The following is a 16,154-nucleotide window of genomic DNA, read 5'->3' on the forward strand; positions in this document are numbered from 1 at the left end:
GCCGACGGACGGCAAGAGGGGAGAACGGTGATGGCGGACACCCGGGACTTCGAGGTTCTCACACACGCTCACGCCTATCTCGGTGAGGTGGTCGCCGCGGTTCCGGAGCCGGCGTGGGGAGTGCCGACGCCGTGCGCCGAATGGACGGTCCGGCAGGTCCTCAACCACGCCCGCATCGACCAGCAGGGATACGGCCTCGCGATCACCGGCGGCCGCCCGGACTCCGACCCGTTCCACCCTGCCGACGCCCTCGACGGGGACCCGGCGGCCGAGCTCGACAAGGTGCTCCGGGCGGTGGCGGACGCGTACGCCGGACTGCCCCCCGGCGCCGAGCAGGTGCCCACACCGCTCGGCCCGCTGCCCCTGCCGCTGGCCGCGGCGGCGGCCGCCATGGACGCGGCCGTGCACGCCTGGGACATCGCGGTCGCCACGGGCCAGGACCGGCCGCTGACCGTCGAACTGGCCGAGGGCATCTGGCCGGTGGCGGAGCGCCTCGTCGATCATCTCCGCGACGCCTACCAGGTGTTCGCGCCCGCACGGGAGGTCAGGCAGGACTACGACAGGGCCGAGGCGCTGCTCGCCTTCCTCGGCCGCGAGCCGCACTGGACCGTCACCGAGTAGTGGCGGCCCGGCTCCGGGATCGGTACCCGGCGACCTTCGCAAGATTTCCACACCGTTCCATGGAGCACCAACGACGGCGGCGGGCCTGGGAGTCGTCCAGGAACAGCAGCGAACAGTCCGGGTTCTCGCACTCCTTGACCCGTTCCAGCTGAGGACTGCTCACCAGGAGTACGGCGTCCCGGGCCACCGTCGCCAGAGCCGCCCGGGCCGGCTGTCGAGCCGTCCAGCGCACGGGACCCAGCTGGGGTGCGAGGTCGGGACGGGCGGCCGCCTCGTTGATCAACTGCTGGTCGGCCGCCTCCGGTTCCCGCCCGGCCATCGACGCGCGTACGACGCGGTAGAGGGCCTCGCGCAGGACGCGGGCGTCCGCCAGCTCCCGGGCGGTGACCCGCACCGGCTCGCCGTCCGCGGCCAGCTCCGCCTCCGCGAACCAGCGGGCCAGCGCGGCCGCGTCCGGGATCCGCTCCAGGGGAGTGTCGGCGTGTCGCCGACCGAGCGTCGCGGCGAAGTCCAGGCACGGGCGGCCGCCGATGAACGGGAACGCGAGCGCCGGGTCGGCGGGGGCGGGAGTGCCGGTCATACGTCGAGCGTACACCGGTTCATGGGGTGTCGTATCTGTGCTCAACCCTCTTGACACCGGTTGAAGTGGTGTTCGATGGTGACACCACTTCAACCGGTGTCAGTCGTGTGGGCGGCTGTGGCAGGAAGCAGGTGCGGTATGCGTGCGGTACGGATCGACGAGTTCGGCGGCCCCGAGGTGCTGGTGCCGGTCGAGGTGCCCGACCCCGTGGTGGGACCGGGCCAGGTGCTGGTGCGGATCGCGGCGGCGGGCGTGAACCGCGCCGACGCGCTGATCAGGTCCGGCGTCTACCATCGCGCCGGGCGGCCGCCGCTGATCCCCGGCGTGGAGGCGGCGGGCGTGATCGCGGCGGTGGGGGAGGGGGTGAGCGGTCTCGAGGTCGGGCAGCGGGTCATGGCCCTGGACGGGGTGAACGCCCCTGGTTTCTACGCCGAGTTGGCGGCCGTACCGGCTACTCGGGTCACCGCCCTGCCGCACGGCATGGGCCTGACCGAGGCGGCCACGCTGCCCGTCGCCTGGCTCTCCGCCTGGTACTGCCTGCGCCATCTCGCCCGCGTCACCAAGGGGGACACGGTGGTGGTGAAGGCCGCCGCGAGCGGAGTGGGCAGCGCGGCCGTACAGATCGCCGCCGAGGCGGGCGCGCGGGTCATCGCCCTCGCCGGATCGGCCGAAAAGGCGTCCTGGGCAGGGGAGTTCGGGGCCCAGGTCACCGTCGACACCTCCGTCCATCCGGACGACGCCGAGGTCGAAGAGGTCCTGCGGCTGACCGACGGGCGCGGCGCCGACGTCGTCCTCGACACCGTCGGCGGCGGGGCGTTCGGGCGCAGTCTGCGCGAGGTCGGCCACGGCGGCCGGGTCGTCGCCCTCGCCAACGTCGCCCTGGAGCCGAGCACCGTCGACACCCGCGACTTCTACCCGAAGAACGTCGCGATCCTCGGCTTCCAGCTCACCAACCTCCAGATCCACGGCTACGACCCCCGCCCGGACCTGCGCGAACTGGCCGAGCGGGTCGCCGCCGGGGCGTACCGGGTGCCGGTCGAAACCGTCGTACCCCTCGAACAGGCGCGTACCGCCCACGAGTTGCTGGAGCGACGCAGCAACCGTGGAAAGATCGTCCTGGCGGTGGCCGACCTCTGAGTGATCTCATGGGGGGAGGCCTCTGGGGGCCCTGGGGCGACAGGGTTGGGCTGAGAAGGGAAGCGCGTGGACTTCGGGAACGTGGATTCACCGCGGGCGCGCCAGGCGCTGCGCCATGTCGCCGCCCACTCGACGGGACCGGCCGTCGTCCCCGACCTGCGGATCACGCTCAACTTCCACCCCGACCGGCTCGTCGGCGGACTGCCCATCCTCCAGGCGCTGGCCCAGGACGGCGCCTATCACTCGCAGTTCGTCACCGGCACCAGCAACGGCGGGCTCACCGCCCACCCCGGCGGCGACCGCTGGCGCTGGGAGAGCCGGATCTTCGGCGGTGCCTACGACGACGCGGACCCGCACGACCGGCCCGTGTACGGCGCGCTGAACTTCCGGCGCCAAGTGGTCGGCGCCGCACCGCGGTTCGGCTCCTCGTACTTCCGGCTCACCGAAGACGCCCTCGCCCGCACCACCTTCTGCTATCCCGACAGCGCCGCCGAGCCGACCGACTTCGGGGTCGCCGCCGGCATGTCGCTGATCGCGCTCGCCGAGGCCGACGAACAGGACGCCCTCAACGACTACATCGAGGCGCAGGTCCACGGGGGCATCCTGCTCGCCCGGCACATGGAGGCGCTCGTCCTGGACGAGAGCTACCGCGGCACGCCCGTCGAGGCCGCCGCCCGCCTGCTGCCCTGCCCCGTCGAGTGGCACCCCGGCTACCGGCTCAGCGTGGCGCAGCTGCGGGAGCACGCGGACTACCGGGGGCCGGAGTACGCGGAGTTGGGCGCAAGGATCGCCCAGGACGGCCACGTCGACCCGCGGATCATCGGAGACGCCGCCCGCACCGGCCGCCACGAACTGCAGCACCTGAAGATGGTCTGGCACACCCTCGCCCGGTTCGGCGCCCCCGAGGGCGCGGGCACCGCCTATGCGCCCGGCGGCCACGCCCCGGGAGTGAGCACGCCGAGCGCGTAGGCGCGCGCCACCAGTTCGGTGCGGTTCGACGCGTCCCAGCGTGCGGACAGCCGTCGTAGGTGATAGGTGACGCCGTCCGTGCTGAGGCCGGTCTCCTTCGCGGCCTTCGCGGTGGTGGCGCCCCCGGCCAGCAGGGCCAGGATGCGGGCCTCGACGGGGGCGACACGGGCGGGCTGCCGGGCGGTCGGCTCGCGTTCGCCCAGCACCCGCAGCATCACCAGCAGCGCGGGCGTCTCCTCCACCGTGTCGCTGACCGGATCGGCGGTCAGTTCCCCGAACCGCTCGCCCGCGCCCGGCGCCTCCCAGCGCACCGACACCTGATACCGCGACCGGTGCCGCAGCCGCAGCGCCTGCGCGATCCGCTCCACCTGCGTGGCCTCCTGCGGCCGGAACAGCTCCAGCACGTCACGGCCGCGCAGCCTTCCCGGCGTCGTACCGCACTCGGCCGCCATGGCGGGGTTGGCCAGCAGGACGGCACCGTACGCATCGCACACCGCGACCGGCACGGAGACCCGGTCGAAGAGCGTCAGGGCACGATTGCGCCACACCACGGCCTCACGACGAGCCCCTTCCACCGACACCTCCCGCATGCTCTTCACTTCCAGTTGCCGCGCACTGCGTGCACTACACAATCATGCGGGCGGACGGAGGTGAAAGTGCAGGTGGGGAGGCCCGGCGGCAACTCCTCCGGACCTCCCCACGGTCGGCGGCTACACAGCGAGCCAGGCCGCCTGGTCCGATGCCAGCAGCCCCTCCTCCAGCGGCCCGCCGGCCAGAAGCACCGAGGTGTGCTCGGGCAGCCGGTAGGACTCCGCCGAAAGGTTCACCACGCACACGAACCCGGGATCACGGCTGAAGGCGAGCACCCCCGCGGGCGCGTCGAGCCAGGTCAGGCTGCCGTCGCCGAGGGCCGGGTGTTCGCGGCGCAGGCGCAGTGCGGCGCGGTACAGCTCCAGCATCGAGGTCTCGTCGCCGGTCTGCGCGGCCACACCGAGGTCCGCCCAGCCGGCCGGCTGCGGCAGCCAGGGCTCGGCCGCCGTGCCCTGCGGGCTGAAGCCGTACGGCGCACTCCGCCCCGACCAGGGGATCGGCACCCGGCAGCCGTCGCGCCCGCGGTCGGTGTGCCCGGAGCGTTCCCAGACCGGGTCCTGCAGCACCGCCTCGGGCAGGTCCTCGACCTCCGGCAGCCCGAGCTCCTCGCCCTGGTAGACGTAGGCGCCGCCGGGCAGGGCGAGCATCAGCAGGGCGGCGGCGCGGGCCCGCCGCGTGCCCAGTTCCAGGTCCAGGGGGCCTTCGGGGCGGTAGGGCTCGTTGGCCGTCCACCGCTTGACCACCTTGCGGCCGTAGCGGCTGGGGTGGCGCACGACGTCGTGGTTGGAGAGGACCCAGGTGGCCGGGGCGCCCACCGCGCCGAGCATGGCGAGGGAGTCGTCGATGACGGCACGCAGGTCCTTGGCGTCCCAACTGGACATCAGGAAGTCGAAGTTGAACGCCGTGTGCAGTCCGTCCCGGCGGACGTAGGCGGCGAGCCGCTCCGGGGTGTCCGCCCAGGCCTCGGCGACGAACGACCGGTCACCGGGGAACTCGTCGGCCACCCGGCGCCACGCGCGGTAGATGTCGTGCACCTCGTCCCGGTCCCAGTGCGGATGGTCGAGGTGCCGGCGCGGCCCCTCGGCCGCCGCTTCCGGACGGGGCGGCAGGTCGGGCAGTTCGGGGTGCTTGATCAGCCCGTGCGCCACGTCGATCCGGAAGCCGTCCACGCCCCGGCCGAACCAGAAGCGCAGGATCGACTCGAACTCCGCCCGCACTTCCGGGTGTTCCCAGTTGAGGTCCGGCTGCTGCGGGGCGAACAGGTGCAGGTACCACTCCCCGTCGGGCAGCCGGGTCCAGGCCGGGCCGCCGAAGGAGGACACCCAGTCGTTGGGCGGTTCGCCGCCGTCGGGGCCGCGGCCGGCCCGGAAGACGTAGCGCTCCCGCTCGGGACTGCCGGGCCCGGCAGCCAACGCGGCCTGGAACCAGGCGTGTTGGTCGGAGGTGTGGTTGGGCACGATGTCGGGGATCACCCGGATCCCGTGCCCGTGCGCCTCCTCGATGAGCTGCTCCGCCTCGGCGACCGTGCCGAACAGCGGATCGATCTGTCGGAAGTCGGCGACGTCGTAACCGTGGTCGGCCATCGGCGACTTGTACCAGGGGTTGATCCAGATCGCGTCCACGCCGAGCGACTTCAGATACGGCAGCCGTGAGCGGATGCCGGCGATGTCGCCGACGCCGTCGCCGTTCCCGTCGGCGAAACTGCGGATGTAGACCTGGTAGATGACGGCGTCGCGCCACCAAGGGGCGGTGCTGGTGGTCATGTCGGTGCGTACTCCTCGGAGATCGGTGAGGGGAGAAGGACAGGACTACTTCGCCGCGCCCGCCGTGAGGCCGGCCACGATCCGGCGCTGGAACAGCAGCACCACGACCACGAGCGGAACGGTGACCAGGACTCCGGCCGCCATCTGGCTGCCGAACGGCGTCTCGAACTGGGTGGCGCCTGCGAACTTGGAGATCGCGACGGGCGCGGTCTGGATCTCGGGCTTGTTCGTCATCGACAATGCGATGAGGAACTCGTTCCAGGCGGCGATGAACGTGATGATCGCGGTGGTGAAGATGCCGGGCGCCGCCAGCGGGACGATGACCTTGCGGAACGCCAGGCCGCGGGTGCAGCCGTCGATCATGGCCGCGTGCTCCAGCTCGTCCGGCATCTGCCGGAAGAACGCCGTCAGATTCCACACCGCGAGCGGCAGCGTGAACGACATGCTGGGCACGATCATCGCCTGATAGGTGTTGATCCAGCCGAAGCCGACGAACATCTTCAGCAGCGGAACCACGATCGACACCACCGGGAACATCGACGTCGCGATGATCAGCGTCAGCACGAACCGCTTGAAGCGGAACTCCAGCCGCGCCGTCGCGTACGCCGTGAAGGTCGCCAGCAGCAGCGCGCAGACGGTGGTGATCCCGGCCACGACAAGGCTGTTGAGCAGCGCCCGGCCGAATTCCTGGGACGGGTCCAGCACGGCCCGGTAGTTCTCGAAGGAGATCCGGGACGGGAACAGGGAGTTGTCGAAGATGTCCGAGGTGCGGCGCAGGCTGGAGACCAGCATCCAGTAGAAGGGGGCCAGGCAGTAGGCGACGACCGCGGCGACCCCGAGCCAGAGAAGCGCCTTCCGCACGGCCGGGTGCAACGTGGTGGGGGTCATGCGGTCACTTCCTTACGACGACGCGGCACAAGGTCCGTACCCAGCAAGCGGACGAACGCCAGCGCGATGAGGAAGACGTAGACGAAGAGGATCACCGCGTAGGCGGCGGCCGGTCCGAACCGCACGTTCGCGGCCTGGTCCTGGGCCAGCATGGACAGCGTCTCCACGGACGTCTTCTGCGCGCCGATCAGGATGTACGGCAGGTCGAACATGCGCAGCGCGTCGAGCGTGCGGAACAGCACGGCCACCAGCAGCGAGGGTTTGACGAGGGGCAGCGTGATGCTCCAGAACTGGCGCAGAACGCCCGCCCCGTCCATCCTGGCCGCCTCGTACACCTCCTTGGAGATCACCTGCAGGCCGGCCAGCACGAGCAGCCCGATGAAGGGGGCCGTCTTCCAGACGTCGGCGATGATGACCGCGGCCTTGGCATGGAACCCCTCGGTGGTCCACAGAATCTGACGGCCGATCAGGGCGTTGGCCACTCCGTCGCTGTTGAAGATCCAGCGCCACAGCAGGCCGGTGACGGCGGTGGGAATGGCCCACGGCACGAGGATGGACGCGCGGACGACCGCCCGGCCGCGCAGCGCCCGGTGCATGATCAGCGCCATCGCGATGCCGAGCACCGTCTCCAGGGTGACCGTGGTGACGGTGAGGAAGGTCGTGTTCCAGAAGGCGTTCCAGAAGCGGTCGCCCGCCGCTCCGAAGATCGCGGTGTAGTTGTCGGCGCCGACGAACGGGTCGTGATCGCGGACGAACCCGGTCTTCGGGTCGAGGCCCGGGGTGCCGTAGAACGAGTCCTTCAGCGCCACGATCGTCGGGTAGAGCACCACGATCGCCAGGACCAGCAGCGTCGGCGAGACGAGGAGCGCGGCGAGCCTGGCCTCGCCGGAGGTGGCCTTGCGGCGGCGGCCCGGGAGGGCCCGGCCTCTCGCGTTTCCGCGCGGCTTCGCTGCCGGCCGGTCGAGGCGGTCGGGCGGGTTGTGGGTGGTCACCATGTCGTGTCTCCTCACTTCCCGGCCGCTTGTTGCCGCAGGTCCTGCTGGAGATTGCGCAGCGCGCTCGCGCTGCTCTCGGCCCCGGTCAGCGCGGCGAACGCCTCCCGCTGGACGGCGGCGGTGACATCGCCGTAGCCGAAGACGCGCGGCCGCGGCACCGCGTGGAGGATCGACTGCTTGAGGACGGGCAGGTACGGATACTTCTTCACCAGGCGGGGGTCCGCGTACAGCGCCTTGTACGTGGGTGCGGCCGGGGCGTAGGCCAGCGCGAACCGCTGGGTCTCCTGGCTGGTGAAGAACCGGATGAAGTCCAGCGCCGTGGCCTTGTTCTTCGCCGAGGCGGACAGGGCGAGGTTGTGGCCGCCCAGGCTGGAGGCGCCGGGGCCGTCGAGGCCGGGCAGCGGTGCGACGGCGAACTTCCCGGCGACCTTGCTGGCGCCGTCCTTCTTGTTCACCAGCGGATACATGTACGGCCACTGCCGCTCGAAGACCAGCTTGCCGGACTGGAAGGCGCGGCGGGCGTCCTCCTCCTGGTAGGTGGCGGCCTCCTTCGGAATGGTGCCGTCCCGGAAGGAGCGGACCAGGAAGTCCAGGCCCTTCCTGGCCTGCGGGGTGTCGAGGTGCGGGCGCCCCCTGGCATCGGTGACGACCCCGCCCGCGGAGTTCACCGCCTCGGCGAAGTTCACGGTCAGGCCTTCGTACTTCTGGAACTGGCCCGCGTAACAGGACACGCCCCTGGCCGCGGGCAGCTTCCGCACCTTGGCGCAGTCGTCCTTCAACTCGGCCCAGGTGACGGGCGGTTGGTCGATGCCGGCCTGCTCGAGCAGATCGGTGCGGTAGTACAGCATGCCGCCGTCCGAGCTGGCCGGGACGGAGTAGAGGCCGCCCCGGTACATTCCGGTCGCGACGATCGGCTTCAGCATCTCGTCCAGTGGGAAGCGGTCCCCGGGCAGCCGGTCCACCCAGCGGTGCGCCGCGAACTCCGAGGTCCACACCACGTCGAGGGACAGCACCGTGAAGGCGTCCGACCTCGTCGCCGCGTTCTGGATCATCTGCTGCCGCTGCGCGTCGGGATCGGTGGGCAGCTGGACGAAGGTGACCTTCTCCCTCGGGTGCGCCTTGTTCCAGCGGTCGAGCACCGCCGCCACCGTGCCGGTGTTGTCGGCACCGGCGACGTAGGTGATGGGGCCCCGTCCCGTGCTCGACACCGAGCCGCCATCGGCACCGCACGCGGCGAGGGCGGCCAGCCCCGCGCACAGTGCACCGGAGCGTTGCAGCGCTCTGGTCGTCCTGTTCCTCAATGTTTCTCCCGGGCAGCGATTGCAAGAAGGATCACGCAGTTCAGGGCATGTGAAGACTACTTTCTGAGGTCTCGTGCACTCTCTGTGAGACAACGCTTGCAAGCTAGGAGGGTCATGGCTGGCACGTCAATGCGTTACGCGCAAGTAATTGGATGACAGCGCTGTCACGGGGCGCGGCGGATTCGTGCACGCTTGTGCTAACGTCCGCCCATGCCTGCAGCTCAACGGCACCCCACGATGGCCGATGTCGCCGAACGGGCCGGGGTCTCCGTATCCACCGTCTCCCGCACGCTGCGGGGGCTGTCGAGCGTGTCGCCGGACGTCCGCGCCCGGGTCGAGAAGGCCGCGCGCGAGCTGAACTTCGCGGTCTCACGGCAGGCCTCGAGCCTGGTGACCGGCAGGACCGGCGTCGTCGCGGTGCTGGTGCCCACGCTCAACTCGTGGTTCATGGGCTCGGCCCTGTCCAGCCTGGGCCCGCTGCTGCGCGCGGCGGACATGGAGCTGACCGTCTATGTGATACCCGACCTGGCCGAACGCGCCTCGTTCTTCGAGCAGTTGCCGGCCCGGCGCAACGCCGACGCGCTGCTGGTCCACTGCTTCGACCTCACCGAGGAGGAGGGCGCACGGCTGGACGACCTCGGGATGCCCGTCCTCTATGTCAGCCAGCACGCCGAGGGGCGCCCGAGCGTGTACGTCGACGACGCGGCCGGGGCCCGGCACGGAACCCGGCACCTGCTGAACCTGGGGCACCGCCGCATCGCCTTCATGCAGAGCCCCGGCGCCAGCGGCTTCTCCTTCAGCTCGCACGAGAGACTGCTCGGCTACCAGCAGGCGCTCACCGAGGCGGGCATTGCCCTGGACGACTCCCTCGTGGTGGCCGCTCCGGCCGCGGACAAGCGCGCCGTCGCCGAGGCGCTCGGACAGCTGCTCAGCCTCCGCGAGCCGCCCACCGCGGTCTTCGCCGAACAGGACGAGCTCGCCGCCGCCCTCATCTGGACCCTGCGCCGGGCCAGGATCGAAGTGCCCGAGCAGATGTCCGTCCTCGGCTTCGACGACCAGCCCCTGGCCGAGTGGTTCGACCTGACCACGGTGGCCCAGTCGCCCTCCGAGATGGGCCGGGTGGCCGGCGAACTGGTCCTGCAGCTGATCAACGACCCCGAGGCGGACGGCAAACGGCACATCGTCCTGCCGACCCATGTGATCCCGAGGGGCACCACCGCCCGGCCGCCCGGTCCCGCGACGGAGGTCGAGAACCCGTCCTGAGGGCTTCCGCAAGCCCCCGGAGGCGTTCTTGACTACACGATCATGTAGTCATGTGGCGCGGACGACCGGATCCGCTCGACCAACCTTGATCGCAGTACTCCCGTACCGCGAAAGGCAGTTGTCGCGCCATGCCCCCCACCGCCTTGCACCCCCACACCGCGGACACCCTTCCCGGCGTCCCCGTCGTCGACATCACCGCCACCGGACCCGGCCGCACACCCGTCCAGCAGGCCATGGACCTCATGCGCGAGCACGGCCCGGCCTTCGTACGGCGGCTGCACGGGCGGGACACGCTGTTCGTCGGCGACCTCGACCTGGTGGCCGACCTCGCCGAAGAGCAGCGGTTCGCCAAGCATGTCGGGCCCGCACTGCAGAACGTCCGCGAGTTCGCCGCCGACGGCCTGTTCACCGCGTACAACGACGAGCCCAACTGGGCCAAGGCGCACGACATCCTGATGCCCGCCTTCGCGCTCGGCTCGATGCGCACCTACCACCCGGTGATGGTCAAGGTCGCCCAGCGGCTCATCGCGTCCTGGGACCGGGCCGCCCGCGAGGGACAGCCGGTCAACGTCCCCGACGACATGACCCGGATGACCCTCGACACCATCGGACTGGCCGGATTCGGCTACGACTTCGGGTCCTTCGGGCGCGACGAACCCCACCCCTTCGTCGAGTCCATGGTCCGCTGCCTGGAATGGAGCATGACCCGGCTCGCCCGCACCCCGGGCGGGGACTACTCGGCGGCCGACGCGGCCTTCCGGGACGACTCCGCCTACCTCGCCCAGGTCGTCGACGACGTCATCGCCGCCCGCACCGGCACCGACCAGACCGGCGCCGAGGACCTCCTCGGCCTCATGCTCACCGCCGAGCACCCGGCCGACGGCACCACCCTCGACACCGCCAACATCCGCAACCAGGTCATCACCTTCCTGATCGCGGGCCACGAGACGACCTCCGGCGCGATGTCCTTCGCCCTGTACTACCTCGCCAAGCACCCCACCGCCCTCCGGCTGGTCCAGCGCGAGGCCGACGCGCTGTGGGGCGACCGGGCCGACCCCGAGCCGACGTACGACGAGGTCGGCAGGCTGACGTACACCCGCCAGGTCCTCAACGAGGCGCTGCGGCTGTGGCCGACGGCCGCCGCCTTCAGCCGGCACGCGCTCCAGGACACGCTGCTCGGCGGGCGGATCCCGCTGCGCGCCGGGCAGGCCGTCACCGTGCTCGCCCCGATGCTGCACCGCCAGTCCGTCTGGGGCGACAACCCCGAGCTGTTCGACCCCTCCCGCTTCACCGCCGAGGCGGAGGCGGCACGGCCGGTGCACGCCTTCAAGCCGTTCGGAACCGGTGAACGCGCCTGCATCGGGCGGCAGTTCGCGCTGCACGAGGCGACCATGCTGCTGGCGATGCTCGTCCACCGCTACCGCCTGCACGACCACGCCGACTACGCGCTCCACGTCAAGGAGACCCTCACCCTCAAGCCCGAGGGCTTCACCCTGACCCTCACCCCGCGCACCCCCGTCGACCGCGAGCACGGTGTCCTTCCCGGCACCCAGCCCGTAGAGACCGCGCAGAGCCTCGACCCGCGCACCCTCCCCGCCCGCGTCCGCCCCGGCACCGGCCTTCTCTTCCTGCACGGCAGCAACTACGGCACCTGTCGCGAGTTCGCCGCCCAACTCGCCGACGAGGCAGCCGAGTTCGGCTGCGAGACCCAGGTCGCACCCCTGGACGCCTACGCGGGCGGCCTGCCCACCGACCGGCCCGTCGTCATCACCGCCGCCTCCTACAACGGCCGCCCCACCGACGACGCCACCGCCTTCGCCGCCTGGCTGGAGGACACCCACGACCTGACGGACGTCACCTACGCCGCCCTCGGCGTCGGCGACCGCAACTGGGCCGCCACCTACCAGCACGTCCCGACCCGCCTCGACGACCGTCTCGCCGCACTCGGCGCCACCCGCCTCGTCGACCGCGGCGCCGCAGACGCCTCCGGCGATCTGAGCGGCGCGGTAAGGGACTTCACGGCCCGGTTGCGCACGGCCGTCCTGGAGCGGTACGGCGACCCGGACGCCACCGCCACGGCCGACGACGCCCCCGGCACGGCGTACGAGGTCCGCACCCTCACCGGCGGCCCCCTGCACGCGCTCGCCGAGCGGCACGGCCTCGTCCCCATGACCGTCACCGAGGCGTACGACCTCACCGCCCCCGGCCACCCGCGCCGCAAGCGGTTCGTCCGCGTCGCCCTCCCGGACGGCACCGCCTACCGCACCGCCGACCACCTCACCGTGCTGCCCGTCAACGCCCCAGCCCTCGTCGACCGCGCCGCCACCGCACTCGGCATCGACCCCGACACCGTCCTCGACTTCCGCGCCCCCCGCCCGCGCCGCGACGGCCTCGCGATCGACCGGCCCTTGACGGTACGTCAACTCTTCGCGCACCACGTCGAGTTGCAGGAGCGGCCCACGCCCACCCAGCTGGCCGCCCTCGCCGCCGCCAACCCCTGCCCGCCCGAGCGCACGGCCCTGGCCGCCCTCACCGGCGACGACCCGCGCACCCTCGTCGAGCTGATCGAGGACCACCCCGCCCTGCGCGGCGCCCTCGACTGGCCGCAGCTCCTGGAGATCCTCACCCCGCTGCGCCCCCGCCACTACTCCATCTCCTCCTCGCCCGCCGTGGACCCCGGCCACGCGGACCTGATGGTCTCCCTGCTGGAAGCCCCCGCCCGCTCGGGCAAGGGCGTGTACCGGGGAGTCGGCTCCGGCCATCTCGCCGCCGTCGAACCCGGCGACACGGTGTACGCCCGTGTCCAGCCGTGCCGCGAGGCGTTCAGGATCAACGGCACGACCCCGGTGATCATGATCGCGGCCGGCACGGGCCTCGCCCCCTTCCGCGGAGCCGTCGCCGACCGCACGTCCGCTCTCGCCGCGGGAGCCGAACTCGCCCCCGCCCTCTGCTACTTCGGCTGCGACGCCCCCGACGCCGACTTCCTGCACGCCGAGGAGCTGCGCGCAGCCGAGGCCGCCGGAGCCGTCTCGCTCCGACCTGCCTTCAGCGCGGGACCCGACGGGGCTTTCGTGCAGCACCGCATCGCCGCCGAGGCCGACGAGGTCCGGGAACTGCTCGACGCCGGGGCCCGGGTGTACGTCTGCGGTGACGGTTCACGAATGGCACCTGGTGTGCGGGACGCGTTCCGTACCCTGTACCGGGACCGCACGCCGGACGCGGACGCCGCGGCAGCCGAGGAATGGCTGGACGGACTGATCGCAAACGGGCGCTACGTCGAGGACGTGTACGCGGCCGGCTGACCGCAGGGGAGGGGTGGGCGCACGGTGGTGGACTCCTGGGAGAGGGCCCGAGGCATCCTGGAGGGCTCGAAGATCCCTCCCGGTCGGCTCGCCGATCTGCGCCCCCTGTCCGGCGGTACCTACAACACCGTCGAGGAACTCCGGCTCACCGACGGCAGCCGCTATGTGCTGAAGGTCGCCCCGGACGCCCCGGGACTGAGCCACGAGAAACAACTCCTCGTCTCCGAAGCCGAGTTCTACCGCGGCGCCGCCGAGGTCGACGTGCCCGCCCCGCACGTCGTGGCCCTCGGCGGCGACACCGGGGCGGGCCATCTGCTGATGACGGCCTGTCCCGGCGATCCCTGGGACGATTCCCTCACCGAGACCGAACAGACACTCCTGCGAACGGAGTTGGGCCGCCAGACCGCCCGTCTGCACCGGGTCACCGGTCCGGGGTACGGCTATCCGTCGGGCGCGCTCGGCCCTCTCGCCGCCGACTGGCGGACCGCCTTCACCGGGATGCTCGACGCCGTCCTCGACGACGCCCGCCACTACCGGGCCCGGCTGCCCCGCCCGGCCGACGAGGTGGCCCGCACCGCCCGCACCGCCTACGCCGCGCTCGACGAGGTCACCGTGCCGGCCCTCGTCCACTTCGATCTGTGGTCCGGCAACATCCTGCTGGACCGCTCGACGGGGGCGCCGCGCATCGGTGGACTGATCGACGGGGAGCGCATGTTCTGGGGCGACCCGCTCGCCGACTTCGTCTCCCTGGCGCTGCTCGGGGACATCAAGAAGGACGAGGCGTTCCTGGCGGGCTACCGGGAGGCCGGCGGGCGGGCCGAATTCGACACCCCGGCCCTGCTTCGGCTCGCCCTCTACCGCGCCTACCTCTACTTGATCATGCTCACGGAGGTCGTCCCGAGGGCCTTGGACGAGGGGCATCAGCAGTGGAGACAGGACGTGGTCGCCCCCGAACTCGTGGCCGCCCTGGACGAAATCGAGGAGCTGGTCTCCTAGCAGCTCGAAGCACCTCGGCGGACTCCTCTTAGCTCACATCGTGAACTAAGGGTTGGAGGAAATTCGCGCCGAGCCCGTCCGCGGCGGTATCTTGCAGGTCGGACAGGGTTCGGAGGGAGTCACATGGCGGGGCGGAACGGGCGCACGGTGCGCGACCTCAGGCGGGCCAACCGCGCGGCCGTGCTGCAGCGTCTCTACTTCGACGGTCCCCTCAGCCGCTTCGAGCTCGGCCCGGTGACCGGGCTCAGCTCCGGCTCGATCAGCAACGTCGTCGCGGACCTGGTCGCCGACGGCCTGGTCGAGGAGGCCGGCAGCGTCGACTCCGACGGCGGCCGTCCCCGCACCCTGCTGCGCGTGGCTCCCGGCGCGGGCCACATGATCGGCGTCGACGTCGGTGAGACCCGGGTGCGCGTGGAGCTGTTCGACCTCACCCTCACGGAACTCGCCCGTGCGGAGCGGCCCTTGGAGCAGCAGCGCTACGAGGTCGACGTCATCGTCGGCCACATCCGTGACGGGGTTGCAGAGGTGCTCGCCGACGCGGGTATCGCCCCCGAACAGCTCCTCGGTGTCGGCATCGGAGTCCCCGGCATCGTGGAACACACCCCGGACAGCGGCGCCGTCGTACACGGGCAGACCATCGGCTGGGACGCGGTCCCGCTGGAGGCCCTGCTCCGCTCGACCTCTCAACTCCCGGACGGCGTCCGGTACTTCATCGACAACGGCGCCAAGACCCTCGGCCAGGCCGAAATGTGGTTCGGCGCGGGCCGCGGCGCACACAACGCGATCGTCGTCCTGTTCGGCTCCGGTGTCGGCGCGTGTCTGGTGACGCCCGAGGTGGAGCACGGGCGGGCGGTGGAGTGGGGGCATCTGACCGTACGGGTCAGGGGGCGCCGCTGCCGGTGCGGTGCGCTCGGGTGCCTGGAGGCGTACGCGGGCGCGGAGTCCCTGCTGGACCGTTGGCGCGAGGAGGGCGGACGGCCGCCGGAGGGCGCCGACGAGGAGACGGCGCTGAGCGCGATGCTGGCCGCGGCGTATCCCTCCGGGGGTGAGGCCGATCCGGTGGCGCTGGGGGTTTTGGAGGAGACCGCCGAGTATCTGGGTGCCGGGCTGTCGGATCTGATCAATCTGTTCCAGCCCGAGCGGATTCTCATCGGCGGGTGGGCGGGGCTTCAGTTGGGTGCGCGGTTCCTGCCTGCCGTGCGGCGGTACGCGGCGTCGTACGCGCTGCGTCATCCGGCCGAGAAGGTGACCATTGAGCTCGGGCGGCTCGGGCCGGATGCGGTGACCGTGGGTGCGGCGATTCTGCCGCTGGCCGACTTCTTCGCCCGGGGCGGGCGGCGGCTGGAGCCGGTGCCGGAGGGGCCGGTGCCCGTGTGGCGGGCGGCGTTGGAGGAGCGCGGTCACTGAGTGCCGCGAGCGGCCCTTCAGGGCGGTGCACAACCCCCATGTTTTGCATGTCACCGGTGGAGGTACTCGCGTCTCGCCCGACGACGCGAAGGGAGTGCGCCGTGGCCGATCGGCGTCATACAGGCCAGGACGAGCCCGTGCCGAGGGATCTGCCGGACCAGCAGGTGCGCGAGGGCGAGGACCCGCTGGACATTCCGATCCCTTCCGATGACGAGGACGAGTCCGGCACCGAAGTTCCCGACACCGACGAGGCCGGCACCGGCCGCCAGGACGGTCCGCGCTCGGCCACCGTCCACCCCGAGCATCCCGATCCGGACGAGTCCTCCGCCTGACCGCGACAG

General features: G+C 71.6%; 14 protein-coding genes. 8 read left to right on the forward strand and 6 right to left on the reverse strand.

The genetic code is table 11. From position 1 onward, the window contains the following. The first annotated feature begins 30 nt into the window (after positions 1-30). Positions 31-621: a TIGR03086 family metal-binding protein gene (locus ACFY1L_RS30945; protein ID WP_388831392.1), complete on the forward strand. Its 591-nt coding sequence runs from the start codon at positions 31-33 to the stop codon at positions 619-621. On the opposite strand, the gene ACFY1L_RS30950 is transcribed toward ACFY1L_RS30945, so the two are convergent. Then, the gene (locus tag ACFY1L_RS30950) at positions 611-1,201 is read right to left on the reverse strand and encodes a CGNR zinc finger domain-containing protein (protein ID WP_388831393.1); all 591 of its coding nucleotides are present in this window, start codon (positions 1,199-1,201) and stop codon (positions 611-613) included. The two genes, ACFY1L_RS30945 and ACFY1L_RS30950, sit on opposite strands and share 11 nt — an antisense overlap. A gap of 138 nt (positions 1,202-1,339) precedes the next feature. On the opposite strand from ACFY1L_RS30950, the gene ACFY1L_RS30955 reads away from it, so the two are divergent. Continuing rightward, positions 1,340-2,338: a zinc-binding alcohol dehydrogenase family protein gene (locus ACFY1L_RS30955; RefSeq protein ID WP_388831395.1), complete on the forward strand. Its 999-nt coding sequence runs from the start codon at positions 1,340-1,342 to the stop codon at positions 2,336-2,338. A 66-nt stretch (positions 2,339-2,404) separates the two neighbouring features. Then, a complete protein-coding gene (locus ACFY1L_RS30960; RefSeq protein WP_388831397.1) occupies positions 2,405-3,307 on the forward strand; it encodes a DUF3626 domain-containing protein in 903 nt (300 codons plus the stop codon). On the opposite strand, the gene ACFY1L_RS30965 is transcribed toward ACFY1L_RS30960, so the two are convergent. From ACFY1L_RS30965 to ACFY1L_RS30985, 5 genes are all read right to left on the reverse strand, one after another. Then, the gene (locus ACFY1L_RS30965; protein ID WP_388831399.1) at positions 3,259-3,897 is read right to left on the reverse strand and encodes a PAS domain-containing protein; all 639 of its coding nucleotides are present in this window, start codon (positions 3,895-3,897) and stop codon (positions 3,259-3,261) included. The two genes, ACFY1L_RS30960 and ACFY1L_RS30965, sit on opposite strands and share 49 nt — an antisense overlap. A 120-nt stretch (positions 3,898-4,017) precedes the next feature. Continuing rightward, positions 4,018-5,661 carry a glycoside hydrolase family 13 protein gene (locus ACFY1L_RS30970; RefSeq protein WP_388831401.1) on the reverse strand — a complete coding sequence of 548 codons (1,644 nt, stop codon included), beginning with the start codon at positions 5,659-5,661 and terminating at the stop codon, positions 4,018-4,020. Positions 5,662-5,706: 45 nt separating this feature from the next. Beyond that, positions 5,707-6,549: a carbohydrate ABC transporter permease gene (locus ACFY1L_RS30975; protein ID WP_388831403.1), complete on the reverse strand. Its 843-nt coding sequence runs from the start codon at positions 6,547-6,549 to the stop codon at positions 5,707-5,709. Beyond that, entirely contained in the window at positions 6,546-7,544 is a 999-nt protein-coding gene (locus ACFY1L_RS30980; protein ID WP_388831405.1) for a carbohydrate ABC transporter permease, read from the reverse strand. The genes ACFY1L_RS30975 and ACFY1L_RS30980 overlap by 4 nt, the downstream gene beginning before the upstream one ends. A gap of 11 nt (positions 7,545-7,555) precedes the next feature. Then, positions 7,556-8,845 (reverse strand): ABC transporter substrate-binding protein, encoded by a 1,290-nt coding sequence (locus ACFY1L_RS30985; protein ID WP_388831407.1) that lies wholly within the window; start codon positions 8,843-8,845, stop codon positions 7,556-7,558. Positions 8,846-9,055: 210 nt separating this feature from the next. On the opposite strand from ACFY1L_RS30985, the gene ACFY1L_RS30990 reads away from it, so the two are divergent. The 5 genes from ACFY1L_RS30990 (at position 9,056) to ACFY1L_RS31010 (ending at position 16,145) form a co-directional block, all read left to right on the forward strand. Then, a complete protein-coding gene (locus ACFY1L_RS30990) occupies positions 9,056-10,108 on the forward strand; it encodes a LacI family DNA-binding transcriptional regulator (RefSeq protein WP_388831409.1) in 1,053 nt (350 codons plus the stop codon). A gap of 128 nt (positions 10,109-10,236) precedes the next feature. Beyond that, positions 10,237-13,410, forward strand: coding sequence for a cytochrome P450 (locus ACFY1L_RS30995; RefSeq protein WP_388831411.1), 3,174 nt, complete (start codon positions 10,237-10,239; stop codon positions 13,408-13,410). A gap of 24 nt (positions 13,411-13,434) precedes the next feature. Further along, on the forward strand, positions 13,435-14,406 hold the full coding sequence (locus tag ACFY1L_RS31000; protein ID WP_388831413.1) for a phosphotransferase family protein: 972 nt from the start codon (positions 13,435-13,437) through the stop codon (positions 14,404-14,406). 123 nt (positions 14,407-14,529) lie between these two features. Next, positions 14,530-15,813: an ROK family protein gene (locus ACFY1L_RS31005; protein ID WP_388831414.1), complete on the forward strand. Its 1,284-nt coding sequence runs from the start codon at positions 14,530-14,532 to the stop codon at positions 15,811-15,813. Positions 15,814-15,914: 101 nt separating this feature from the next. Next, complete coding sequence (locus ACFY1L_RS31010) at positions 15,915-16,145, forward strand: hypothetical protein (protein ID WP_388831415.1); 231 nt, start codon at positions 15,915-15,917, stop codon at positions 16,143-16,145. Positions 16,146-16,154 lie beyond the last annotated feature (9 nt).

The sequence above is a fragment of the Streptomyces sp. NPDC001663 genome, from assembly GCF_042893105.1.
In the GTDB taxonomy this organism is placed as follows: Bacteria; Actinomycetota; Actinomycetes; order Streptomycetales; family Streptomycetaceae; genus Streptomyces.

Bases quoted from the DNA above. Each gene is read 5' to 3' on its own strand.
- ACFY1L_RS30945 (WP_388831392.1), top strand. From the start codon at position 31: ATGGCGGACACCCGGGACTTCGAGGTTCTCACACACGCTCACGCCTAT.
- ACFY1L_RS30950 (WP_388831393.1), bottom strand. From the start codon at position 1,201: ATGACCGGCACTCCCGCCCCCGCCGACCCGGCGCTCGCGTTCCCGTTC.
- ACFY1L_RS30955 (WP_388831395.1), top strand. From the start codon at position 1,340: ATGCGTGCGGTACGGATCGACGAGTTCGGCGGCCCCGAGGTGCTGGTG.
- ACFY1L_RS30965 (WP_388831399.1), bottom strand. From the start codon at position 3,897: ATGCGGGAGGTGTCGGTGGAAGGGGCTCGTCGTGAGGCCGTGGTGTGG.
- ACFY1L_RS30970 (WP_388831401.1), bottom strand. From the start codon at position 5,661: ATGACCACCAGCACCGCCCCTTGGTGGCGCGACGCCGTCATCTACCAG.
- ACFY1L_RS30975 (WP_388831403.1), bottom strand. From the start codon at position 6,549: ATGACCCCCACCACGTTGCACCCGGCCGTGCGGAAGGCGCTTCTCTGG.
- ACFY1L_RS30980 (WP_388831405.1), bottom strand. From the start codon at position 7,544: ATGGTGACCACCCACAACCCGCCCGACCGCCTCGACCGGCCGGCAGCG.
- ACFY1L_RS30990 (WP_388831409.1), top strand. From the start codon at position 9,056: ATGCCTGCAGCTCAACGGCACCCCACGATGGCCGATGTCGCCGAACGG.
- ACFY1L_RS30995 (WP_388831411.1), top strand. From the start codon at position 10,237: ATGCCCCCCACCGCCTTGCACCCCCACACCGCGGACACCCTTCCCGGC.
- ACFY1L_RS31005 (WP_388831414.1), top strand. From the start codon at position 14,530: ATGGCGGGGCGGAACGGGCGCACGGTGCGCGACCTCAGGCGGGCCAAC.